Source organism: Rahnella victoriana, from assembly GCF_021276285.1.
GTDB lineage: Bacteria > Pseudomonadota > Gammaproteobacteria > Enterobacterales > Enterobacteriaceae > Rahnella > Rahnella victoriana.
Window position 1 is genome coordinate 3,919,683 of record NZ_CP089919.1, and the last position, 19,762, is coordinate 3,939,444.

Annotated in this window: 17 protein-coding genes and 1 pseudogene; 10 read left to right on the top strand and 8 right to left on the bottom strand. The window is 56.0% G+C overall.

Going from position 1 to position 19,762, the window contains the following annotated elements; all coding sequences use genetic code 11:
* Positions 1 to 75: 75 nt before the first annotated feature.
* On the bottom strand, positions 76 to 876 hold the full coding sequence (gene hutC / locus J9880_RS18100) for a histidine utilization repressor (RefSeq protein ID WP_095922086.1): 801 nt from the start codon (positions 874 to 876) through the stop codon (positions 76 to 78).
* Positions 877 to 1,123: 247 nt separating this feature from the next.
* Here hutC and J9880_RS18105 point away from each other — a divergent pair, with 247 nt between their 5' ends.
* From J9880_RS18105 to J9880_RS18135, 7 genes and pseudogenes are all read left to right on the top strand, one after another.
* The gene (locus J9880_RS18105) at positions 1,124 to 2,497 is read left to right on the top strand and encodes a formimidoylglutamate deiminase (protein ID WP_131693913.1); all 1,374 of its coding nucleotides are present in this window, start codon (positions 1,124 to 1,126) and stop codon (positions 2,495 to 2,497) included.
* Entirely contained in the window at positions 2,494 to 3,078 is a 585-nt protein-coding gene (locus tag J9880_RS18110; RefSeq protein ID WP_131693914.1) for a HutD/Ves family protein, read from the top strand. Before J9880_RS18105 ends, J9880_RS18110 begins: the two co-directional genes overlap by 4 nt.
* 207 nt (positions 3,079 to 3,285) lie before the next feature.
* Positions 3,286 to 3,444, top strand: a pseudogene (locus J9880_RS25085) (ATP-binding cassette domain-containing protein); the annotation flags it as partial.
* A 167-nt stretch (positions 3,445 to 3,611) separates the two neighbouring features.
* Entirely contained in the window at positions 3,612 to 5,162 is a 1,551-nt protein-coding gene (hutH, locus tag J9880_RS18120) for a histidine ammonia-lyase (RefSeq protein WP_131693915.1), read from the top strand.
* A gap of 31 nt (positions 5,163 to 5,193) precedes the next feature.
* Positions 5,194 to 6,876: a urocanate hydratase gene (hutU, locus tag J9880_RS18125; protein WP_195817138.1), complete on the top strand. Its 1,683-nt coding sequence runs from the start codon at positions 5,194 to 5,196 to the stop codon at positions 6,874 to 6,876.
* 569 nt (positions 6,877 to 7,445) lie between these two features.
* A complete protein-coding gene (locus J9880_RS18130) occupies positions 7,446 to 8,492 on the top strand; it encodes an oxidoreductase (protein ID WP_119826102.1) in 1,047 nt (348 codons plus the stop codon).
* Positions 8,493 to 8,571: 79 nt separating this feature from the next.
* Positions 8,572 to 9,591: a bile acid:sodium symporter family protein gene (locus tag J9880_RS18135; RefSeq protein ID WP_119826100.1), complete on the top strand. Its 1,020-nt coding sequence runs from the start codon at positions 8,572 to 8,574 to the stop codon at positions 9,589 to 9,591.
* 64 nt (positions 9,592 to 9,655) lie between these two features.
* Here the strand turns inward: J9880_RS18135 and add are convergent, their stop codons facing one another.
* From add to malX, 3 genes are all read right to left on the bottom strand, one after another.
* Positions 9,656 to 10,654, bottom strand: coding sequence for an adenosine deaminase (gene add, locus J9880_RS18140; RefSeq protein ID WP_232769718.1), 999 nt, complete (start codon positions 10,652 to 10,654; stop codon positions 9,656 to 9,658).
* 207 nt (positions 10,655 to 10,861) lie between these two features.
* A complete protein-coding gene (locus J9880_RS18145; protein WP_232769719.1) occupies positions 10,862 to 12,037 on the bottom strand; it encodes a MalY/PatB family protein in 1,176 nt (391 codons plus the stop codon).
* A gap of 59 nt (positions 12,038 to 12,096) precedes the next feature.
* Positions 12,097 to 13,710: a maltose/glucose-specific PTS transporter subunit IIBC gene (gene malX, locus J9880_RS18150; RefSeq protein ID WP_095922077.1), complete on the bottom strand. Its 1,614-nt coding sequence runs from the start codon at positions 13,708 to 13,710 to the stop codon at positions 12,097 to 12,099.
* 253 nt (positions 13,711 to 13,963) lie between these two features.
* On the opposite strand from malX, the gene malI reads away from it, so the two are divergent.
* Positions 13,964 to 14,995, top strand: a complete 1,032-nt coding sequence (gene malI / locus J9880_RS18155) for a Mal regulon transcriptional regulator MalI (protein WP_095922076.1) — start codon at positions 13,964 to 13,966, stop codon at positions 14,993 to 14,995.
* 151 nt (positions 14,996 to 15,146) lie between these two features.
* On the opposite strand, the gene J9880_RS18160 is transcribed toward malI, so the two are convergent.
* Together J9880_RS18160 and J9880_RS18165 are read right to left on the bottom strand one after the other, a co-directional pair.
* Positions 15,147 to 15,440: a DUF1161 domain-containing protein gene (locus J9880_RS18160; protein ID WP_095922075.1), complete on the bottom strand. Its 294-nt coding sequence runs from the start codon at positions 15,438 to 15,440 to the stop codon at positions 15,147 to 15,149.
* Between the two features lie 52 nt (positions 15,441 to 15,492).
* The gene (locus tag J9880_RS18165; RefSeq protein WP_095922074.1) at positions 15,493 to 15,861 is read right to left on the bottom strand and encodes a DUF1283 family protein; all 369 of its coding nucleotides are present in this window, start codon (positions 15,859 to 15,861) and stop codon (positions 15,493 to 15,495) included.
* Between the two features lie 132 nt (positions 15,862 to 15,993).
* On the opposite strand from J9880_RS18165, the gene J9880_RS18170 reads away from it, so the two are divergent.
* Entirely contained in the window at positions 15,994 to 16,320 is a 327-nt protein-coding gene (locus J9880_RS18170) for a YnfA family protein (RefSeq protein ID WP_133823812.1), read from the top strand.
* Between the two features lie 4 nt (positions 16,321 to 16,324).
* Here J9880_RS18170 and J9880_RS18175 read toward each other — a convergent pair whose 3' ends face one another.
* On the bottom strand, positions 16,325 to 17,230 hold the full coding sequence (locus J9880_RS18175; protein WP_095922072.1) for a LysR family transcriptional regulator: 906 nt from the start codon (positions 17,228 to 17,230) through the stop codon (positions 16,325 to 16,327).
* Positions 17,231 to 17,481: 251 nt separating this feature from the next.
* Here J9880_RS18175 and J9880_RS18180 point away from each other — a divergent pair, with 251 nt between their 5' ends.
* The gene (locus J9880_RS18180; RefSeq protein WP_095922071.1) at positions 17,482 to 18,777 is read left to right on the top strand and encodes an NCS2 family permease; all 1,296 of its coding nucleotides are present in this window, start codon (positions 17,482 to 17,484) and stop codon (positions 18,775 to 18,777) included.
* 122 nt (positions 18,778 to 18,899) lie between these two features.
* Here the strand turns inward: J9880_RS18180 and ydfG are convergent, their stop codons facing one another.
* Positions 18,900 to 19,649, bottom strand: a complete 750-nt coding sequence (gene ydfG, locus J9880_RS18185; RefSeq protein ID WP_095922070.1) for a bifunctional NADP-dependent 3-hydroxy acid dehydrogenase/3-hydroxypropionate dehydrogenase YdfG — start codon at positions 19,647 to 19,649, stop codon at positions 18,900 to 18,902.
* Between the last annotated feature and the right edge of the window lie 113 nt (positions 19,650 to 19,762).

Genomic DNA, 19,762 nt, shown 5'->3' on the forward strand with positions numbered 1-19,762 from the left:
TATTACGAGACGTCTTCCAAAATTAAAACGAAGGGATAGCGGCCTGCGAAAGCCGCGTTTAAGGTAGGCCGGAAATCAGCCATGGCTGGTGAAACGTCCAAATAACTGGTAGCGGGAACCGGGATAAATCAGGCGCGCAGAGGTGACGACGCGGCTGCCACTCCAGGTCCGGCGGTGGATCAGGAGGCAAGGCTCATGCTCGTTAAGCTGCAACAATTCGCGCTGCTCATCGCTGGCGCTGATGGCCTCGACGCGATGTTCACCGGCGGTCAGCGGGGCCATTTCCATCAGATAGGTGTAAGGCGTCTGCTTATTCAACACCTGTTGCAGATAATCCGGTGCGGTTTCCGGGTTCACATAACGGTCTTCGATCTGTACCGGCACGTTGTTTTCGTAGTGAACAATTTGCGAGTAAAACATCATGGCACCGGTGGCAAGCCCCAGTTGCCGTGCCTGATCGGCATCGGCGAGCCGCGCTTCGCACACCAGAATATTACTGTCATGGCGGTGACCGCGCCGCGCAATCTCATCGGCAATGTTGTGCACTTCCAGCATCGGCGTGTAGGCCTTGGCTTCGGCGACAAAGGTGCCGACCCCCTGCATGCGGATCAAAAAACCTTCACTGGTCAGTTCGCGCAGGGCACGGTTAATGGTCATGCGGCTGACGCCAATTTCATTCACCAGCTCACTTTCAGAAGGCACGCGCTGATGCGGTTTCCAGACACCGGCGCGGATCTGACTGATGATCGCCTGCTTGACGCGCTGGTAAATCGGCGCGGGCGTGTCGCTCATCGCCGCCGCCAGCTCGGACAATGTCTGCTGTGACACGTCCTGTTGCGCGGTGCCAGTTGGCGAAAGGGGGGTGGACTCCGACATGTCTCTTACCTCACTCAATAAATTTCCAGACGTATTGGGATTGTTTGCCTGTCCGCCCGCCAGTTTCCTGCAGGGGAAACGAAACGGAAAGGGCGTGACGGAAAACTAATTTTATAAAAAAAGGGTTGTCGCAAGTTTACAGCGCAATCAGGCATATGTATATGTATAGACAAGTCGCTTAAAAGTTTTGCAATTGTTTCCATTAAATTGCGTTTATGTTTCTTCTTACTTGTTCAGGAAAGCTGTCATGCCTGCTTATTTTGCTTCACGCGCCTTACTGGCTAACGGCTGGGCGCACAATGTGCGTCTTGACGTTGATGCCGCCGGAATACTGACAGCGGTGACTCCCGGCGGAGAGGCTGAGGGGTGTCTGCGCCTTCAGGGGCCGGTGGTACCGGGTATGCCCAACCTGCATTCTCACGCTTTTCAGCGGGTCATGGCAGGGCTGGCTGAAGTCGCCGGTAACCCGCAGGACAGCTTCTGGACGTGGCGGGATCTGATGTACCGCATGGTGCAGCGCCTGACGCCTGAACAGGTTGGCGTGATTGCCCGCCAGCTTTACATCGAAATGCTCAAAGGCGGCTATACACAGGTGGCGGAATTCCACTATCTGCATAACGACATCAGCGGTCAGCCCTATGCAGATCGCGGTGAAATGACCGCGCAGCTCAGTGACGCCGCCGCGCAGACCGGTATCGGTCTGACCTTGTTGCCGGTGCTGTACAGCTACGCCGGATTTGGTGCGCAACCTGCACAGGCCGGGCAAAAACGCTTTATTCAGGATACGGACAGCTACCTGCAACAGCAGGACATTATCCGCCAGCAACTGAACGGGAAAACGCTGCAAAATCAGGGATTGTGCTTCCATTCCCTGCGCGCCGTCACACTGGAACAGATGCAAAATGTTTTGCAGGCCGGTGACAAAACCCTGCCGGTGCATATTCATATCGCCGAGCAACAGAAAGAAGTCAGCGACTGTCTGGGCTGGAGCGGACAACGTCCGATCACCTGGCTGTATGACAATCTGGATATAGATGCCCGCTGGTGCCTGATCCACGCGACTCATGCCGACCGCTTTGAACTGGCGAGTATGGCAAACAGTGGCGCGGTCGCGGGCTTATGTCCGACGACGGAAGCCAATCTCGGCGACGGTATTTTCCCTGGTGTGGATTATCTGGCCCATGCGGGGCGCTGGGGGATCGGTTCTGACAGCCATGTTTCCCTGAACGTGGTGGAAGAACTTCGCTGGTTTGAATACGGTCAGCGGCTGCGCGACCAGCGGCGAAACAGGCTGACCACATCAGCACAGCATTCTGTCGGCGACGTGCTGTATACGCAGGCATTGCAGGGCGGTGCACAGGCCTGCGGCGCGGCGATCGGCCAGTTAACGGCGGGTTATCGTGCCGACTGGCTCGTGCTCGACGGGCAGGATCCGTATCTGGCAGCGGCTAAAAACAGTGACTTGCTCAACCGCTGGCTGTTTGCGGGACACGCCGGGCAGATCCGCGATGTGTATGTCGGGGGCATTCCGCGCATCGTCAATGGTCAGCATGAACAGCAGCAGGCAGCCGCCGCAGATTTCCTGACACTTCTGAATCAGCTCGCGGAGAACGTCGCATGAAAGGCTGGCAGTATTTCTCCTTCAATACCCTGCCGGTCAGCCCGTGGCGCAATGGCGGCGGCGAAACCCGCGAAATTATCAGTTTTCCGCCGGGAAAAAGGGAGTTTGACTGGCGGGCGAGCATTGCCACGATTGCACAGGACGGCCCGTTCTCGGCGTTTCCCGGCATTGACCGTTCCATCACCTTACTGAGCGGCGAGGGCGTGCATTTACAGGCTAACCCTGACGTAAACCACAGGCTGGATACGACCGGCGAGCCGTTTGCGTTCAGCGGGGATATCGCCCTCAGCGCGCGTCTGCTGGGCGGTGTGACGACCGATTTCAACATCATGACCCGCCGTGCATGCTGTGCCGCACAGGTCAAAGCGGCCAGAGAAGCCCTGCGTATCACCCGTGAAAACGGCGGTGTGGTTTATGTCATCAGCGGCACATGGCGACTGCCGGATGGCACGGAAATCAGTGCGGGTGAGGGCGGATACTGGTCTGAACCCGCCACGCAGCAAGGAGAGGATTTTGTGAACCTTGTTCCCCTTACGCATCCTGACCACTGTCTGTTGTTGTGGGCCTCGATCACCGATTAACCCTGCGAGGAGGTTGCGCTAAAACGGAGCGTATCACGCACTGCATTGATTCATCCGTGACGGTCAAAACCGCCGCCGGAGGGAATGAAGGGCGTTAAAACGGCATCTGCCGGAACTGGCATAAAGCTTGCTTCGTTATGGCTGACTGACTTGTATAGACAAGACTATACAGTAATGGAGTCAGTCGCGTAATTTGCCTGCGGCATAGCGGCGCAACAGGAGCGCAGCGACTACTTTATTAATAAGGTCGGATGGCGCGGGTTTGAGCAGCACTTTCCGCGTCAGCTTTCCGGCGGCATGCAACAGCGTACCGCCATCGCGCGCGCACTGGCGAATGACCCGAACATTTTGCTGATGGATGGCCCTTTGGCGCACTCCCTCAAGCGCATGTCACAGAAGAGATTCGTACCGAAACGATGCAGGCGATAGATCACTGATTTGTCCCGACATGGTTTTTTAAGCATAAACACCCGGCGGGCTGAGTCCTTAGCCGGGTTTACTTCCGGTTTCACTTGTCTATACAGGAATAGATTATGGCTTCTTCAACCACTGAGTTATCCCTTTGCCGCCTGCAACCCGGTCATGTTGACCTGCCGATGCTGCGCAAGATTTATCAGGGCAATGTCCGCCTTGAACTGGCTGAGGAGGCGCGGGCTGGCGTGCTGGCATCGCAGGAAACGGTAACCCGTATTGTGGAGTCCGGGAAAGTGGTGTACGGCATTAACACCGGTTTCGGCAAGCTGGCTCAGACGCGCATTCCTGCGGAGCGGCTGGCAGAGCTGCAACGCAATCTGGTGCTGTCGCACAGCGTGGGTATCGGCAAGGATCTGGCGGATAACGTGGTGCGTCTGGTGATGGCGACCAAAGTGCTGAGCCTGTCACGCGGGCATTCCGGTATCCGCATTGAGGTGATTGATGCGCTGATCGCCTTGTTCAATGCCGGTATGTATCCGTGCATTCCTGAGAAAGGCTCGGTCGGTGCCTCCGGCGATCTGGCACCGCTGGCGCACCTTTCGCTGATGCTGATTGGTGAAGGTCAGGTGACGGCCAAAGGCGAAAAAATGGCCGCCGCCGACGGGCTGGCGATTGTCGGGCTGACGCCGTTCGAGCTGGGACCGAAGGAGGGGCTGGCGTTGCTCAACGGTACGCAGGTGTCCACCTCGCTGGCGCTGTCAGGTCTGTTTGAAGCCGAACGGGTATTTTCTGCCGGACTGGTGGCGGGCGCATTATCGCTGGAAGCGATCAAAGGGTCGGTTAAGCCCCTTGACGCACGCATTCACGAGGCACGCGGTCAGCAGGGGCAGATGGCCGTGGCAGCGGCACTGACTGAGATCCTGGCCGGCAGTGACATTGTTACGTCTCATGCAGAATGTGGTCGTGTGCAGGATCCGTACTCCATCCGCTGTGTCCCGCAGGTGATGGGTGCCTGTCTGGATAACCTGCATCATGCCGCCCGCATTTTGCGCATTGAAGCCAATGCCGCATCCGATAATCCACTGGTGTTTGCCGAAAATGGCGATGTGATTTCCGGCGGTAACTTCCACGCCGAACCGGTGGCATTCGCTGCTGACATCATCGCGCTGGCGGTGGCTGAAATCGGCGCGATTTCAGAGCGCCGCATGGCGTTGCTGCTCGATACCGGTCTTTCCGGTTTGCCTGCGTTTCTGGTCAATGACGGCGGGGTGAATTCCGGATTTATGATCGCGCAGGTGACCGCGGCCGCACTGGCCTCCGAAAACAAATCACTGGCACATCCGGGCAGCGTGGACAGCCTGCCGACCTCGGCGAATCAGGAAGATCACGTCTCCATGGCCACGTATGCAGCCCGACGTCTGGGTGATATGTGCTTCAACACCAGCGTCGTGGTGGGTATCGAAGCCATGGCCGCCGCGCAAGGCATTGATTTCCATCGTCCGCTGAAAAGCTCCCCGACGCTGGAAAATGAGATGAAAGCCATCCGCGAAAACGTGGCATTCCTTGAAAAAGACCGCCTGATGGCATCGGATGTCGAGATGATGCGTCTCTGGGCTTCCCGCGAACACTGGCCGGCGGCCATCGAAGCGCTGCTGCCCGGTTTTGCCTGATTTCATTCTGAATTGATATAAGGATACGACGATGAACGCTCCACAAAAAACCGCGGTTGCCCGCGTTGTCCGTGCGCCTCATGGCACAGCACTGAGCTGCCAGAACTGGCTGATTGAAGCGGCGTACCGCATGATCCAAAACAACCTCGATCCGGATGTCGCCGAGCGCCCGGAAGATCTGGTGGTGTATGGCGGCATCGGCAAAGCCGCACGTAACTGGCCTGCCTTTGAAGCCATTCTGACCAGCCTGCGCGCGCTGCGAGAAGACGAAACCTTGCTGGTGCAGTCCGGTAAGCCGGTGGGCGTTTTCCGCACCCACACCGACGCGCCGCGCGTGCTGATCGCCAACTCCAATATTGTGCCGCACTGGGCAAACTGGGATCACTTTCATGAGCTGGATAAAGCCGGTCTGATGATGTACGGCCAGATGACCGCCGGTTCGTGGATTTACATTGGTGCACAGGGCATCGTGCAGGGCACTTACGAAACTTTCGCGGAGGCGGGGCGTCAGCATTATGACAGCAACCTGCGCGGCAGGTGGATCCTGACAGCCGGTCTGGGCGGGATGGGCGGGGCTCAGCCGCTGGCGGGCGTGCTGGCCGGAGCCTGTGTGCTGGCCATTGAATGTCAGGAATCGCGTATTGATTTCCGTCTGCGCACCCGTTATCTCGATTACAAAGCGCACAGCATTGATGAAGCGCTGACCATGATCGAAAAAGCGTGCGCAGAGAAGAAAGCCATTTCGGTGGGGCTGCTGGGCAATGCCGCTCAACTGATGCCGCAACTGGTCGCCCGTGCCAAACAAGGCGGTCTGCGTCCGGATATCGTCACTGACCAGACATCGGCCCACGACCCGCTGAACGGCTATCTGCCGGAAGGCTGGAGTCTCGAAAAATGGCAGGATGCGCGGCAGTCTGATCCGCAGTCGGTGGTAAAAGCCGCGCGGGCGTCGATGGCGAAACACGTTCAGGCGATGCTGGATTTCCATGCGATGGGTATCCCGACAGTGGATTACGGCAATAACATCCGACAGGTTGCCAAAGATGAAGGGGTGACGAATGCCTTTGATTTTCCGGGTTTTGTGCCTGCTTATATCCGTCCGCTGTTCTGCGAAGGTAAAGGCCCGTTCCGCTGGGTGGCGCTCTCCGGCGACCCGGAGGATATCTATAAAACCGACGCCAAACTGAAAGAACTGTTCCCGGATAACGCGAATCTGATCAACTGGCTGGACATGGCGCGCGAACGTATTGCCTTCCAGGGATTACCGGCGCGTATCTGCTGGCTGGGGCTGGGCGAGCGTCATCTTGCCGGGCTGGCATTCAATGAAATGGTGCGCAACGGCGAGCTGAAAGCGCCGGTGGTGATTGGCCGTGATCATCTGGATACCGGCTCTGTGGCTTCCCCGAACCGTGAAACCGAAGCCATGAAAGACGGCTCCGACGCGGTGTCCGACTGGCCACTGCTCAATGCCTTGCTCAACACCGCAGGCGGCGCGACGTGGGTCAGTCTGCATCATGGCGGCGGCGTCGGTATGGGCTTTTCACAGCATGCAGGCATGGTGATTGTGGCGGACGGCACGCCCGAAGCCGATGCCCGCCTTGAACGCGTGCTGTGGAACGATCCGGCCACCGGCGTGATGCGCCATGCCGATGCGGGGTATGATCAGGCGCAGGCGTGTGCAGAACGGAATCATTTGAATCTGCCGATGATCTGATTTGCCTTAGGTGTGGCTTATCGCTGCGTGTCTGTTATGGCCTAAGGATCTGTTTCCTTATCGGCAACCGAGAAACTCCCTCCCCTGCGAAGGGGGGGGTTGGGGTGGGGTATTAAAGTAAAATCAATGAGTTGAAGTTTACCTTGACAAGGTGTTAGCCCTTAAAACCCCCTCCCAACCTCCCCCTTCGCAGGGGGAGGAGCAAAGATGAAAAACAATCTGTCGTTGATTTTAAGATCGTGCGGGCGATTCAGAAATCTTGCTGAACGGAGCGGCCTGGAGACCTAAGGCTCCAGGACCGAGAGAAGGAACCGCGCAGCGGCAAGATTTCCAGCCTGTCGCTGTGGTACCTGAAACATGGCCAGCAAGCGATAGCGCGCAGTTAAAAAACGCAGGATTCCAAAGGGTTTCGTTTAAAACCCTTTGCGCCCGTTTGGGCGGCGAGCCCAAGCATCTGGCCAGTTCGGCTGGCAATCCCACGAAAAATTTCTCTTGTCCAGCTTTGTAAGCTGGTGTCAAATCAGATGATTAGCGTCCTGCGGGTTAGCCCGTTAAATAAAGGAAATCATATGACCCAGACCCTCCGCGTTGGCCTTGTTGGCTATGGTTTTGCCAGCAAAACCTTCCATTCCCCCCTGATTGATGGCACCCCCGGCCTTGAACTGGCGGTCGTGTCCAGCAGCGATGCGGGCAAAGTTCATGCCGACTGGCCCCATGTTGCAGTGGTTGATTCGCCGGAAAAACTGTTCGCTGATGCGTCCATTGATCTGGTGGTGATCCCGACCCCGAACACCACCCATTTCCCGCTGGCGAAGCTGGCGCTGGAAGCCGGTAAGCACGTTATCGTCGATAAGCCCTTCACCGTGACACTGGAAGAGGCCCGCGAGCTGGATGTGCTGGCGCGTGAGAAAGGCAAAGTGCTGTCGGTCTTCCATAACCGTCGCTGGGATTCGGATTTCCTTACGGTTAAGGCGCTGATCAACGAAGGCGCGCTGGGCGATATCGTTTATTTCGAATCTCATTATGACCGTTACAAGCCGCAGGTGATGCAACGCTGGCGTGAAAGTGATGCGCCGGGCAGCGGCATCTGGTTCGATTTAGGTTCGCATCTGCTGGATCAGGCGCTGCAATTATTCGGCACGCCGGATGCGTTGCAGGCAGATCTGGCGGTGCTGCGTCCGGGCGGCAAAGCGGTGGATTATTTCAACGCCGTGCTGACCTATCCGCGGCGTCGCGTGGTGCTGCACAGCACCGTGTATGCGGTGGCGGAAACGGCACGCTTTATCGTGCAGGGCGAAAAGGGCAGCTACGTGAAGTTTGGGCTGGATCCGCAGGAAGATCGTCTGAAAGCCGGTGAGCGTTTGCCTCAGCCGGACTGGGGCTTCGACAAGCGCGACGGTGTGATTACGCTGAGCCATGACGGCGTGCTGGCCGAGAAATCCCTGCTGACCATTCCGGGTGATTATCCGGCTTATTACGCCGGTGTGCGTGATGCGATTAACGGACAGGGCGACAATCCGGTCCCTGCCGCTGATGCGATCCGCGTGATGGAAATGCTCGAACTGGGGATGCAGTCCTCGGAACAACAGGCGACACTGAAAGTCATCAAGAACTAACACGTCGTCTACGCTTTTAAGATGTCACCACGGTGGCATCTTTCTTTTTCGTTTGTTATTCACTTTGCAAGGAAGGTTCATGTCCTGGTTACAACGTCTGAAAATTGACAAGTTTTTGCTGATTCTGGTGTGTGTGGTGGTGATTGCGTCGTTCTTTCCGTGTGAAGGGATTTATAAAACCCTCTTCGGCTACCTGACCACCGCCGCCATCGCGCTGCTGTTCTTTATGCACGGCGCGAAGCTTTCGCGTGAAGCGATCATGGCCGGGATCAGCCACTGGCGGCTGCACGTGGTGGTGTTCCTCAGCACCTTCGCGCTGTTCCCGCTGTTGGGGCTGGGCATGAAATGGCTGGTGCCGGTGGGCATTCTGACGCCGACGTTGTACTACGGTTTCCTGTATCTCTGTGCACTGCCCGCTACCGTGCAGTCGGCGATCGCCTATACCTCTGTGGCGGGCGGCAATATTCCGGCAGCGATTTGCAGCGCGTCCGCATCCAGCATTCTGGGCGTGTTTCTGTCGCCGGTGCTGGTCGGACTGCTGATGCACACGCAGGGCGGCACCAGCGACACCCTGCACGCGATTGGCTCCATCGTATTGCAACTGATGGTGCCATTTATTATCGGGCATCTTTGCCGTCCGCTGATCGGCGCATGGGTGCAACGTCATAAAAAAATCGTTAACGTCACTGACCGTTCATCGATTCTGCTGGTGGTGTATGTCGCGTTCAGCGAGGCGGTGGTGCAGGGGATCTGGCATCAGATCAACGGCTGGTCGCTGCTGGCGATCCTCGGTTGTTCCATTGTTCTGCTGACCATCGTGCTGGTGATCAATACCTACGTGGCGCGTCTGTTTGGTTTTAATACCAAAGACGAAATCACCATTGTGTTCTGCGGTTCGAAGAAAAGTCTGGCTAACGGTATTCCGATGGCGAACGTGCTGTTCCCGGCGGCGGCTGTGGGCGCGATGGTGTTACCACTGATGATTTTCCATCAGATCCAGCTGATGGTCTGCGCGGTGCTGGCCTCGCGTTATGCCAAACGTGTGGCGCGTGAAGAAGCGGCGGCGCTGGTGAAAAAAGAAGAAGTCAAAACCGTGTAAACCACGGCGGAAAAAGAAAAGGGCGGAGAGTTTATCCCGCCCTTTTTTATGGTCTGAGAAACGGTTATGCGGACACTTTGTTGCGGATCGCCTGCTTTTCAGCTTCGGTCAGGAATGCCATGGTCAGGCCGTTTTCCTGTGCTTTGCGGATTTCGTTCTGCGTCAGACCGGCTGCCGGGGCGGCAACAAGATATTCGTTAGCAATCTCAATGCCCTGAACCGCCGGGTCATCGGTATTGATTGATGCCAGCACGCCGTGGCGCAGGAAAATCGCCAGCGGATGCTGTTCAAACGACGCGACGGTGCTGGTCTGAATGTTGGAGGTCAGGCAGGATTCGATACCAATCTGATGCTTCGCCAGGAAATCCATCAGTGCCGGATCCTGCGCGGCTTTCACGCCATGACCGATGCGCTCAGCGCCCAGTTCACGGATCGCCTGCCAGATGCTTTCCGGCCCTGCGGCTTCACCGGCATGGACGGTGATCCGCCAGCCTGCGTCACGCGCACGGTTAAAGTGGCTGAGGAACAGGCTGCCCGGGAAGCCCAGTTCATCGCCGGCCAGATCGAGCGCGGTAATGCCGTCGCGGTGCGCCAGCAATCCTTCCAGTTCCTGCAGGCAGGCGTCTTCCCCAAAGGTACGGCTCAGAATGCCGATCAGGCGCACATCGATATCATGATTCTGCTGACCTTCGCGGACCCCTTCGATCACGGCTTCCACCACGCCTGCCACCGGCAGTTTGTGGTTCATCGCCATGTAATACGGGGAGAAACGCAGTTCGGTATAGTGCAGACCGGCCTTCGCCGCATCTTCGACGTTTTCTTTAGCAATACGGCGGCAGGCATCGAGATCGCCCAGCACCTTGACCCCCCAGTCGAGTTTCTGCAGAAAACTCACCAGATCCGGTTCGGTATGCATCACCTGCACGTGCGGGCGCAGGGCTTCAAGTTCGTTAGCAGGCAGGGACAGAGTAAACTGACGGCCTAAATCGAGAATGGTTTGAGCGCGGATGTTGCCATCAAGGTGGCGGTGAATATCGGTCAGGGGAAGGCGTGTGTCGATCATGGTGTGCACTCATTATTATTGAAATGTGCGGGGCATTATAACTGTATTTAGTTGCGCAACAAGAAGGGTTTTGAATTTGCTCCCTCCCCTGCGAAGGGGAGGGTTGGGGTGGGGTATTAAAGAAATATCAGGAGGTTGAAGTGTTCATTGACCGGGTGTTTGCCCTTAAAACCCCCTCCCAACCTCCCCCTTCGCAGGGGGAGGAGCTCAGACCAACTCTCTGATGCCATTGATTAATTTTTCAACACCGGCTTCCACTTTCGATCTCGGGCAGCCGACATTCAGACGCAGGAAACCGTTGCCTTCTTCGCCGTAGGTATAACCCGGCATGATGGCGACTTTTTGATGTTCGATCAGCGTTTTTTGCAGCTGTTTGTCATCAAGTCCGAGCGGGCGCAAATCAATCCATGCCAGATAGGTGGATTGCGGCGGTTGCCAGTTCAGCTGCGGGAAAGCGGCATTCAGCTGGTCTGCGACGTAACGCAGATTGGCCAGCAAATAGTCGCGCAGCGCATCCAGCCAGGGTTCGCCGTGGTGATAGGCGGCAACATGCGCATGAACGGCCAGTACCGCCGGGGAGGATAAGCCGTCGAAGGCTTTGAGCTGATGCAGGTACGCATCGCGCTGCGCTTTATGGCTGATCAACCCGTAAGCGCCGGTCAGCGCCGGAATGTTGAAGCTTTTCGAACCGGATGTCAGCAATGCCCATTCGCCGCGCGCCACTTCATTCCATGGCGTATGCCGGTTGTCGCCCCAGACCATATCCATATGAATTTCATCGCTGATCACCCGCACATTATGACGTTCGCACAGGGTGGCGATCAGCGTCAGTTCTTCGCGCGTCCAGACTTTACCGGTCGGGTTGTGCGGACTGCACAGCAACAGCAGTGAGCAGGTCGGTTGCGCCAGCAGGCTTTCCAGTTGTTGCGCATCCAGCGACCAGTCATTGCCGTTTTTTATCAGCGGACAGGTCAGCATGTTGCGCTGATTGCCATTTACCACTTTAAAGAACGCATCATAGGCCGGGGTGAACGTTACCACGCCATCGCCCGGCTGACTCCACTGGCGGATCAGTTGCGCCACCATATAAATCACCGACGGGCCGTACACCACCATGTCGCGGTCAATCTGGCTGTTAAAACGCTGCTGATACCAGTGCGCCACCGCGCCGAGAAAATCATCATGCTGCCAGCGGCTGTAACCCAGCACACCGTGTTGCAGACGTTTTTGCAGCGCGTCGAGAATGCACGGCGCAGCGGGGAAATCCATATCGGAGATGGTGAACGGCAACAGGTCGGCACTGCCGAAACGATCAGCGACATAATCCCATTGTGTGCACCAGGTGCCGTGACGGTCGGTGACGGTGGAGAAATCAAAAGACATTCGTTTCACTCCCTGAATAAAGCAGAAAAGGGCGACATATGTCGCCCCTGTTAATCTTATTACGCAATGACCGGTTCTGGCGCGGACTGACTCGCCGCGGTACGGATCAGATAATCCAGTTCATCTTTTACTGACTGCACCTGCGGACCAATGACCACCTGCAGGTTGTGCTCGTTCAGGTGCACGACCCCAATCGCCCGGTTGGCTTTCAGCGTTGCATCGTCAACCAGCGACATATCTGCCACCGAGAGACGCAGGCGGGTGATGCAGTTATCCAGTGAAACGATATTACCGGCACCGCCCAACGCGCTCAGGATAACCGGTACGTTATAACCTGATTTGCTGGAAGACGGTACGGCCGCTGCGGCTGGCGTATTCTCGGATTCACGACCCGGCGTTTTAATGTTAAAGCGCGTGATAGAGAAGCGGAAGATCGCGTAGTAAGCCGCGAACCAGATCGCTGCCACCAACGGCACCAGATACCATTTGGTTGCTGTACCGTGCAGGATACCGAAGACCACGAAATCGATGATGTTGCCGTCAGTATTGCCGATGGTTACGCCCAGTACGGACATAATGGTGAAGCCCAGACCGGTCAGCAATGCATGGATCACATACAGCACCGGCGCAACGAACAGGAACAGGAATTCGATCGGTTCCGTTGTACCGCCAACCACGCAAGCCACCACGCCGGAAATCAGCAGGCCTTTAATTTTATGACGGTTCTCAGGTTTCGCACAGTGATACATTGCCAGTGCCGCACCCGGCAGGCCGCCGAGGAAGGCTGGCATTTTGCCCTGAGACAGGAACTGCGTCGCGCTTTCCGCGAAACCGTGAGTGGTCGGGCAGGAGAGCTGCGCCTGGAAGATAGTCAGCGCACCGCTGACTTCGCGGCCACAGACATCCAGCGTGCCACCGGCTTCGGTGAAGCGGATCAGCGCCACCAGAATATGATGCAGACCGAACGGTAACAGCAGACGTTCGCCGGAACCGAAAATCATCGGGCCAAATACCCCTGCGCCCTGAATCAGACGGCCCAGGCCGTTAATCCCTGCGGCGAAGAAAGGCCAGATCAACGGGATCAGCAGCCCGACCAGACCGAGCACCACCGTGGTGACGATCGGCACGAAACGGGTACCGCCGAAGAAGGCCAGTGCATCCGGCAGACGGATGGTGTTGTAACGCTCGTGCAGAATGTACACGATGATACCGACAATCACCGCGCCCAGAATACCGGTGTCGATGGACTGGATACCGAGGATCATCTGGATGTTATTGGCTTTCAGCACCATCGGATCGACTGTCGGCAGCGTGCCGTTAGCGGTCAGGAAGAAGTTGATGGCCAGATTCAGCACCGCGAAACCGACGAAGCCGGAGAACGCCGCGACGCCTTTGTTTTCACGTGCCATACCCAGCGGGATGGCGATAGCAAACATCACCGGCAGGAAACTGAACGCGAATGAACCGACCTTGCTCATCCAGACGAAAATCAGCTGAAGAACCGGATTACCTAATGTGGGGATCAGCGTCACGACGTCGTGGCTGCTTAATGAACTGCCTATGCCCAGCATGATGCCGCAGAACGACAGCAAGGCGACCGGCAGCATGAAAGTTTTCCCTAAGCTCTGGAAGAATTCCCAAAGTGTGACACGTTGTTTTTTGTTGGCAGGCATACCCGCTCCCTGAGTTGTTTTAATAGCTGCTTATAACGGCGGCTAAGATAAAACGTTTTACCTGATTAATACGTGTTGTAACTCACAATATTAAACAATGCCTGTCCTGCGTGGCTTAAATCAAGGTTAAACGTTTTACTCAATAGCGGGAATTAGGTATAACTGTTTGACCACGCTAAGTATTCCAACGAGCGGATACCGCGGGCGGGAAAGGATCCCGTTTTATGCAGTCTGATACGAACGACAACCTCTGATGAACCCTAAAAAAATCACCATTATTGATGTGGCTCAGCACGCCGGTGTTTCGGTGACCACCGTCTCGCTGGTGCTTAGCGGAAAAGGGCGTATTTCCCAGACGACGGCTGAACGGGTTAACCGCGCCGTGGATGAACTGGGTTTTGTGCGTAACCGTCAGGCCAGTACGCTGCGCGGCGGTGAGTCCGGCGTGGTCGGGCTGATTGTGCGTGATATCTGCGAACCCTTCTATGCCGAAATGACCGCGGGTCTCAGCGAAATGTTTGAAGCGCAGGGCAAGGTGTTGTTTCTGCTGCAAAGTGGTCCGGCGGGCAAAGGACTGATGCGTTGCTTTGATACCTTACTCACGCACGGCGTGGACGGCATTGTGATCGCCGGGGGGGCAAATACGATCGCCGGGTTAAGGGAAAAAGCAGAGGAGCAGGGCGTGCCGCTGATTTGCGCCGCCCGTTCCGGCGGCATTGAAGGCGTCGACGTTGTCCGCCCTGATAATATGCTCGCGGCGAAAATGGCCACGGAATATCTGATCAAACGCGGCCACAAACAAATTGCCTATCTCGGCGGGCTGAGCAACTCGCTCACCCGCGCCGAACGCCTCGGTGGTTTCTGTGCCACCTTGCTGCAATACGGGCTGCCTTTTCGCAGTGAATGGATCATCGAGTGTGATTACCAGCAAAAATGCGCCGCCGACGCTGCCGAAACCCTTCTGTCCCACTATCCGAAAATCAGCGCCATCGTGTGCCATAAATCTTCCGTGGCGCTGGGTGCCTATTTCGGTGTGATGCGTACCGGCGCACAGGTCGGGGGCGGTGCAGTAGACAGTTTCTTCCAGCAGAAAGTCGCCTTAATCGGCATGGAAGATGCCCCGGAATCTGAACTGACGGAGCCGCCACTGACCTCGATTGCCAATTCTGCACGGGAAATCGGTTATGCGACAGCAAGGCGCTTACTGATGAGGATCGGAGGGCAAAATCTGGAAGCACAAAATATTATCTTGCCGCCGGGGCTGGTGGAGAGGGAATCGGCTTAGGGGATGTTGATTTGCTCCCTCCCCTGCGAAGGGGAAGGTTGGGGTGGGGTATTAAAGATTAATCAATTAGTTAATGTTTGATTCGGACAGGGGTATGCCATTAAAACCCCCTCCCAACCTCCCCCTTCGCAGGGGGAGGAGAAAGGCATAATCACTGAGAATCCTGACTCGTCCCTGTCTCAGGACTTGCCGCTGAAGTCTCTCCCGCGTCAGCGGTTTTGGTATACACAATTTTCTGGCTGTCATTGCCGCAATGGCCGACAACCTGACCGCCGGATTGTTCGGCCTGATCATTTGGCACGATATCCAGTTTGAACCCTGATTCAGGCAAACCGTTTGCCACGATTTTCTGGGTAATGTCAGCTTTGACGCTTTCACAGGAAGCCTGTGCCAGCAGCGGTGCGAACATAACGACAGCAAGACCTGCCATGAGTGTCTTTTTCATCATTCATTCCTTTTATGAAAACCAGTGTACTTACGAGTTTAGCAGACAGGATTTACGGAGCCAGTAACTGATGGCCGGTACGGCGATCAAGGCAACGTTCGGTATTCGGTTCCCAGTATGCATTGATGTTCTGGCTGGCTTCACACTTGTCGCGCAGATCAACCGACTGGTCATATTTGGAGAAGTCTTTCTCGTTACGCTCATTTTTCATGGCGCGCAGACGCTGGGTTTCATTCCATTGTTCTTTGCTCTGACGGGCTTCTTCGTTGGACATGGCCTCATTGCCGCTTCCGCCAAAGACACAGGTCCCGCCCGCACAGTTGGTGGCAGCCTGAACAGGCGCCTGCCAGGCCGCTGTCATGACCAGCAAGGCAACCGGCAATACACTGCGGGTCATTCGGGTGATAAACGTTGTATTCATTAGCTAATCCTTTTAATTTACACATCGCTCAGGCGAATACTTCAATTATAACATCCCTCAGACTGACGTCATCCAAAGCCTGCAAACTGGTTGATTCACGATTGAACTACGGACTGTAAACCTGGCCTCATTATGCTCAAAACAACTTTACTGTTCTTTGCCACCGCGCTGGCGGAAATTATCGGCTGCTTTTTGCCCTATCTCTGGCTGCGTAAGGGCGGCAGCATTTTGCTGTTATTGCCTGCCGCGCTCAGTCTGGCGGCGTTTGTCTGGCTGCTGACCCTGCATCCGGCGGCCAGCGGCAGGGTGTATGCCGCGTACGGTGGCGTTTATGTGATGACCGCCATGCTGTGGCTGCGGTTTGTCGATGGCGTGAAACTCAGCACCACCGACTGGCTGGGCGCGTGTGTGGCGCTGGCCGGGATGCTGATCATTATCTCTGGCTGGAAAAGCGCGTAATCCGTTATTGCGATAATCTTTCCATCATCACAATCACTTTCTGGATCACAATCTGCGCGGCACGCGACAACTGGCGGCGCGGAGCAACGCATAACGCCAGCGTCAGCGGTTTGGCGCTGCGACCCTGCAACGGCACAAACGCCAGCCGCTTTTCCTGTAAATCTGGCAGTACATCTAACAGACTCAGCACGCCGACACCGGCACCTTTGCGGATAAGTTCGCGCATCATGCGCACGTCATTACAGACAATCGACGGCGTTTCCAGAAGCTGATAGCGGTTATACAACAGTTTGGCGCGGGCATTCACCATCAGCGGTTCCGAGGGAATGATCTGCCGGTAAGAGGCGATATCACTGAACGACAGCGATGCCTGCTGCGAGAGGGTGTGGCCGACCGGCATGGCGATGCCGATGGGTAATTCCGCAAAGGCGCGCACTTCCAGCCCGGTGTGTTCGACCGGATCCAGCAATAACCCGAAATCCACTTCCGCTGAACTGACCTGTTCGCTGATATTGCGGCTGTCTTCTATACGGATATCAAACGTCAGATAAGGGTGCTCTGCGCCCACCTCGGCAATCAGTTCCGCCACCATGCCTTCGCTGAGTGCGGCAATCATCGAAATCGTGACATGTCCGCGCCGCAGCCCCTGAATTTCGTCGAAACGTTCACGCGTGCGCGAAAACTCTTTTCGCCAGCGGCGGATATCATCGAACAGAATTTCCCCGGCGGAGGTCAGTTTCAGACCCGTGGGCAGGCGCTCAAACAGCGGGGTTTCCAGCGTCTGTTCGGCCTGCAGGATCTGCCGGTTGATGGCCGAGGCCGAGACGTGCAGCACTTCCGCTGCTTTGCGCAAACTTCCTGTTCGGGCGACTTCGGTGAAATATTGCGAAAACCGGGAGAATGGCGACATGGGTGTACTAATTTATGCAGTGAATAAGTGAGATATCTATTATGGACTGCATCACTCATTTTTCCTAGATTGTGCGATGCCCCTTTGTAAAACAATCACCTCAGGTTGTTTTGCGTGCAAAACGGGCAATGACAGGGTTCGTCAAAACACGTTTATGTGCGCGGTGCGTGTTTTGAAAAACAACACTAATAACAAGCGTGCACTTTGGTCACCCGATCAAAAGCTGTCACGCGACCAAGAGATTCCTTCTCATGTTAGAAAAACTATTTAAATTGAAAGCTCACCGTACCAACGTGCGGACTGAGATTGTGGCAGGACTCACTACATTTTTAGCAATGGCTTATATTCTGTTCGTTAACCCGTCTATTTTGGGCGCGACGGGGATGGATAAAGGCTCGGTATTTGTGGCAACGTGTCTTGCTGCCGCAATCGGTTCCGCACTGATGGGCTTTATTGCCAACTACCCGATCGCACTGGCGCCGGGCATGGGGTTAAACGCCTTCTTCACCTACACCGTGGTTCTGCATATGGGTTACACCTGGCAGATCGCACTGGGTGCTGTTTTCCTTTCCGCTTGTATCTTCTTTGCGTTATCGATCTTTAAAATTCGCGAATGGATTATCCGCAGCATTCCGCTGCCGCTGCGTTCGGCGATTGCCGCCGGTATCGGGTTATTCCTCGCGCTGATTGCGCTGGAAAACGCCGGTATCGTGGTGGCTAACCCGGCCACGCTGGTGGGTCTGGGCGATCTGACCAAACCGGGTCCGCTGTTTGCCATGCTGGGCTTCATTGTGATTGTGGTGCTGGAAGCACGCAAAGTGACAGGCGCGGTACTGATCGGCGTGCTGGGCGTGACGATTCTGGCGATTGCGCTGGGCTACTCACCGTTTGGCGGCGTGATGTCCATGCCGCCATCTATTGCACCGACCTTTATGCAACTGGATATCAAGGGTGCGTTCAACGTTTCCCTGATAAGCGTGGTGTTTGCATTCCTGTTTGTGGATGTGTTCGATAACTCCGGTACCCTGATTGGCGTGACTAAACGTGCCGGTCTGGCTGACGAAGATGGCAACATCCCGAAAATGGGCCGTGCGCTGGTGGCTGACAGTGCGGCTGCGCTGTTCGGGTCACTGCTCGGGACGTCCACGACCACCAGTTACATCGAATCGGCGGCAGGCGTGAGCGCCGGTGGCCGTACCGGTCTGACGGCAATTGTGGTGGCGATTTTGTTCCTGCTGAGCCTGTTCTTTGCTCCGCTGGCGGGTAGCGTTCCGGCCTTTGCCACCGCACCGGCGCTGCTGTTTATCGCAGTGCTGATGACCTCTGGTCTGGCTGAAATCGACTGGAAAGACATCACCGTGGCTGCACCTGTCACTGTGACGGCGCTGACCATGCCATTCACCTATTCGATCGCCAACGGTATCGCGTTTGGTTTCATCACCTGGACGCTGGCAAAACTGCTGACCGGCCGCGCGCGTGAACTGAATGCGGCGCTGGTGGTGTTGTCGATTCTGTTTGTGATCAAACTGGGTTGGCTGAGCGCGTAAAAAAACGCGGGATCAGTCAGAAGGGCGCGGGCAGGTTGCCGCGCCTTTTTTGTTGGCTTGACAAAATCAGGCAATAAAAAAAGCAGCCGGAGCTGCTTTCTCTTTCAAATCAGGAACCCACATCACCCTTCGCGATGTACCTGCAAACCGGCGAGGGACTGGCTGACTGGCATCATTTCGATGCTGTTGATGTTGACGTGCGCTGGCAGGGTGGATGCCCAGAATACCGATTCCGCGACGTCTGCTGCGGTCAGCGGGTTGGTATTGTCATAGGTTTTGCTGACTTTTTCATCGTCGCCTTTGAAGCGTACGTTGGAGAATTCGGTGCCGCCGCACAGGCCCGGTTCGATGTTGGTGACGCGGACGTGAGTACCGTGCAGATCGGTGCGCAGGTTCAGGCTGAACTGGCGTACGAAGGCTTTGGTTGCGCCATACACGTTACCACCCGCATAAGGCCAGTTGCCTGCGGTGGAACCGATGTTGATCACATGCCCGGTATTGCGTTCTACCATTCCCGGCAGCACGGCACGGGTCATGTACACCAGACCTTTGGTGTTGGTGTCGATCATTTTGTCCCAGTCTTCCAGCGACGCTTTGTCGGCTTTTTCCATACCGAGAGCCAGACCGGCGTTGTTGACCAGCACGTCAATATTGCGCCATTCCGCGGGGAGGCTGGCGATAGCTTCATCGATAGACGCGCGGTTAGTCACGTCCAGCTCAACGGCATACAGGGCATCGCCCAGTTCCGCTTTCAGATCGTCCAGACGCTCTTTGCGGCGGCCGGTGGCAATCACTTTGTGACCTTCTTTAACAAACTTACGTGCGATTTCAGCACCAAATCCGGCGGTGGCGCCGGTAACAAAAATAATCATCCCGGTATTCCTCTGTATTTAAGCAAGATGCGCACGAAGCACACCAAAGAACTCTGTAAGTATTAACACAAAAATAACGAGACCGGCATAGTCAACCGGTCTCAGTGCGTATC

Excerpts from the sequence above, each read along its gene's own strand:
- hutC (WP_095922086.1), bottom strand. The coding sequence starts at position 876 with ATGTCGGAGTCCACCCCCCTTTCGCCAACTGGCACCGCGCAACAGGAC.
- J9880_RS18105 (WP_131693913.1), top strand. The coding sequence starts at position 1,124 with ATGCCTGCTTATTTTGCTTCACGCGCCTTACTGGCTAACGGCTGGGCG.
- J9880_RS18110 (WP_131693914.1), top strand. The coding sequence starts at position 2,494 with ATGAAAGGCTGGCAGTATTTCTCCTTCAATACCCTGCCGGTCAGCCCG.
- hutH (WP_131693915.1), top strand. The coding sequence starts at position 3,612 with ATGGCTTCTTCAACCACTGAGTTATCCCTTTGCCGCCTGCAACCCGGT.
- hutU (WP_195817138.1), top strand. The coding sequence starts at position 5,194 with ATGAACGCTCCACAAAAAACCGCGGTTGCCCGCGTTGTCCGTGCGCCT.
- J9880_RS18130 (WP_119826102.1), top strand. The coding sequence starts at position 7,446 with ATGACCCAGACCCTCCGCGTTGGCCTTGTTGGCTATGGTTTTGCCAGC.
- J9880_RS18135 (WP_119826100.1), top strand. The coding sequence starts at position 8,572 with ATGTCCTGGTTACAACGTCTGAAAATTGACAAGTTTTTGCTGATTCTG.
- add (WP_232769718.1), bottom strand. The coding sequence starts at position 10,654 with ATGATCGACACACGCCTTCCCCTGACCGATATTCACCGCCACCTTGAT.
- J9880_RS18145 (WP_232769719.1), bottom strand. The coding sequence starts at position 12,037 with ATGTCTTTTGATTTCTCCACCGTCACCGACCGTCACGGCACCTGGTGC.
- malX (WP_095922077.1), bottom strand. The coding sequence starts at position 13,710 with ATGCCTGCCAACAAAAAACAACGTGTCACACTTTGGGAATTCTTCCAG.
- malI (WP_095922076.1), top strand. The coding sequence starts at position 13,964 with ATGAACCCTAAAAAAATCACCATTATTGATGTGGCTCAGCACGCCGGT.
- J9880_RS18160 (WP_095922075.1), bottom strand. The coding sequence starts at position 15,440 with ATGAAAAAGACACTCATGGCAGGTCTTGCTGTCGTTATGTTCGCACCG.
- J9880_RS18165 (WP_095922074.1), bottom strand. The coding sequence starts at position 15,861 with ATGAATACAACGTTTATCACCCGAATGACCCGCAGTGTATTGCCGGTT.
- J9880_RS18170 (WP_133823812.1), top strand. The coding sequence starts at position 15,994 with ATGCTCAAAACAACTTTACTGTTCTTTGCCACCGCGCTGGCGGAAATT.
- J9880_RS18175 (WP_095922072.1), bottom strand. The coding sequence starts at position 17,230 with ATGTCGCCATTCTCCCGGTTTTCGCAATATTTCACCGAAGTCGCCCGA.
- J9880_RS18180 (WP_095922071.1), top strand. The coding sequence starts at position 17,482 with ATGTTAGAAAAACTATTTAAATTGAAAGCTCACCGTACCAACGTGCGG.
- ydfG (WP_095922070.1), bottom strand. The coding sequence starts at position 19,649 with ATGATTATTTTTGTTACCGGCGCCACCGCCGGATTTGGTGCTGAAATC.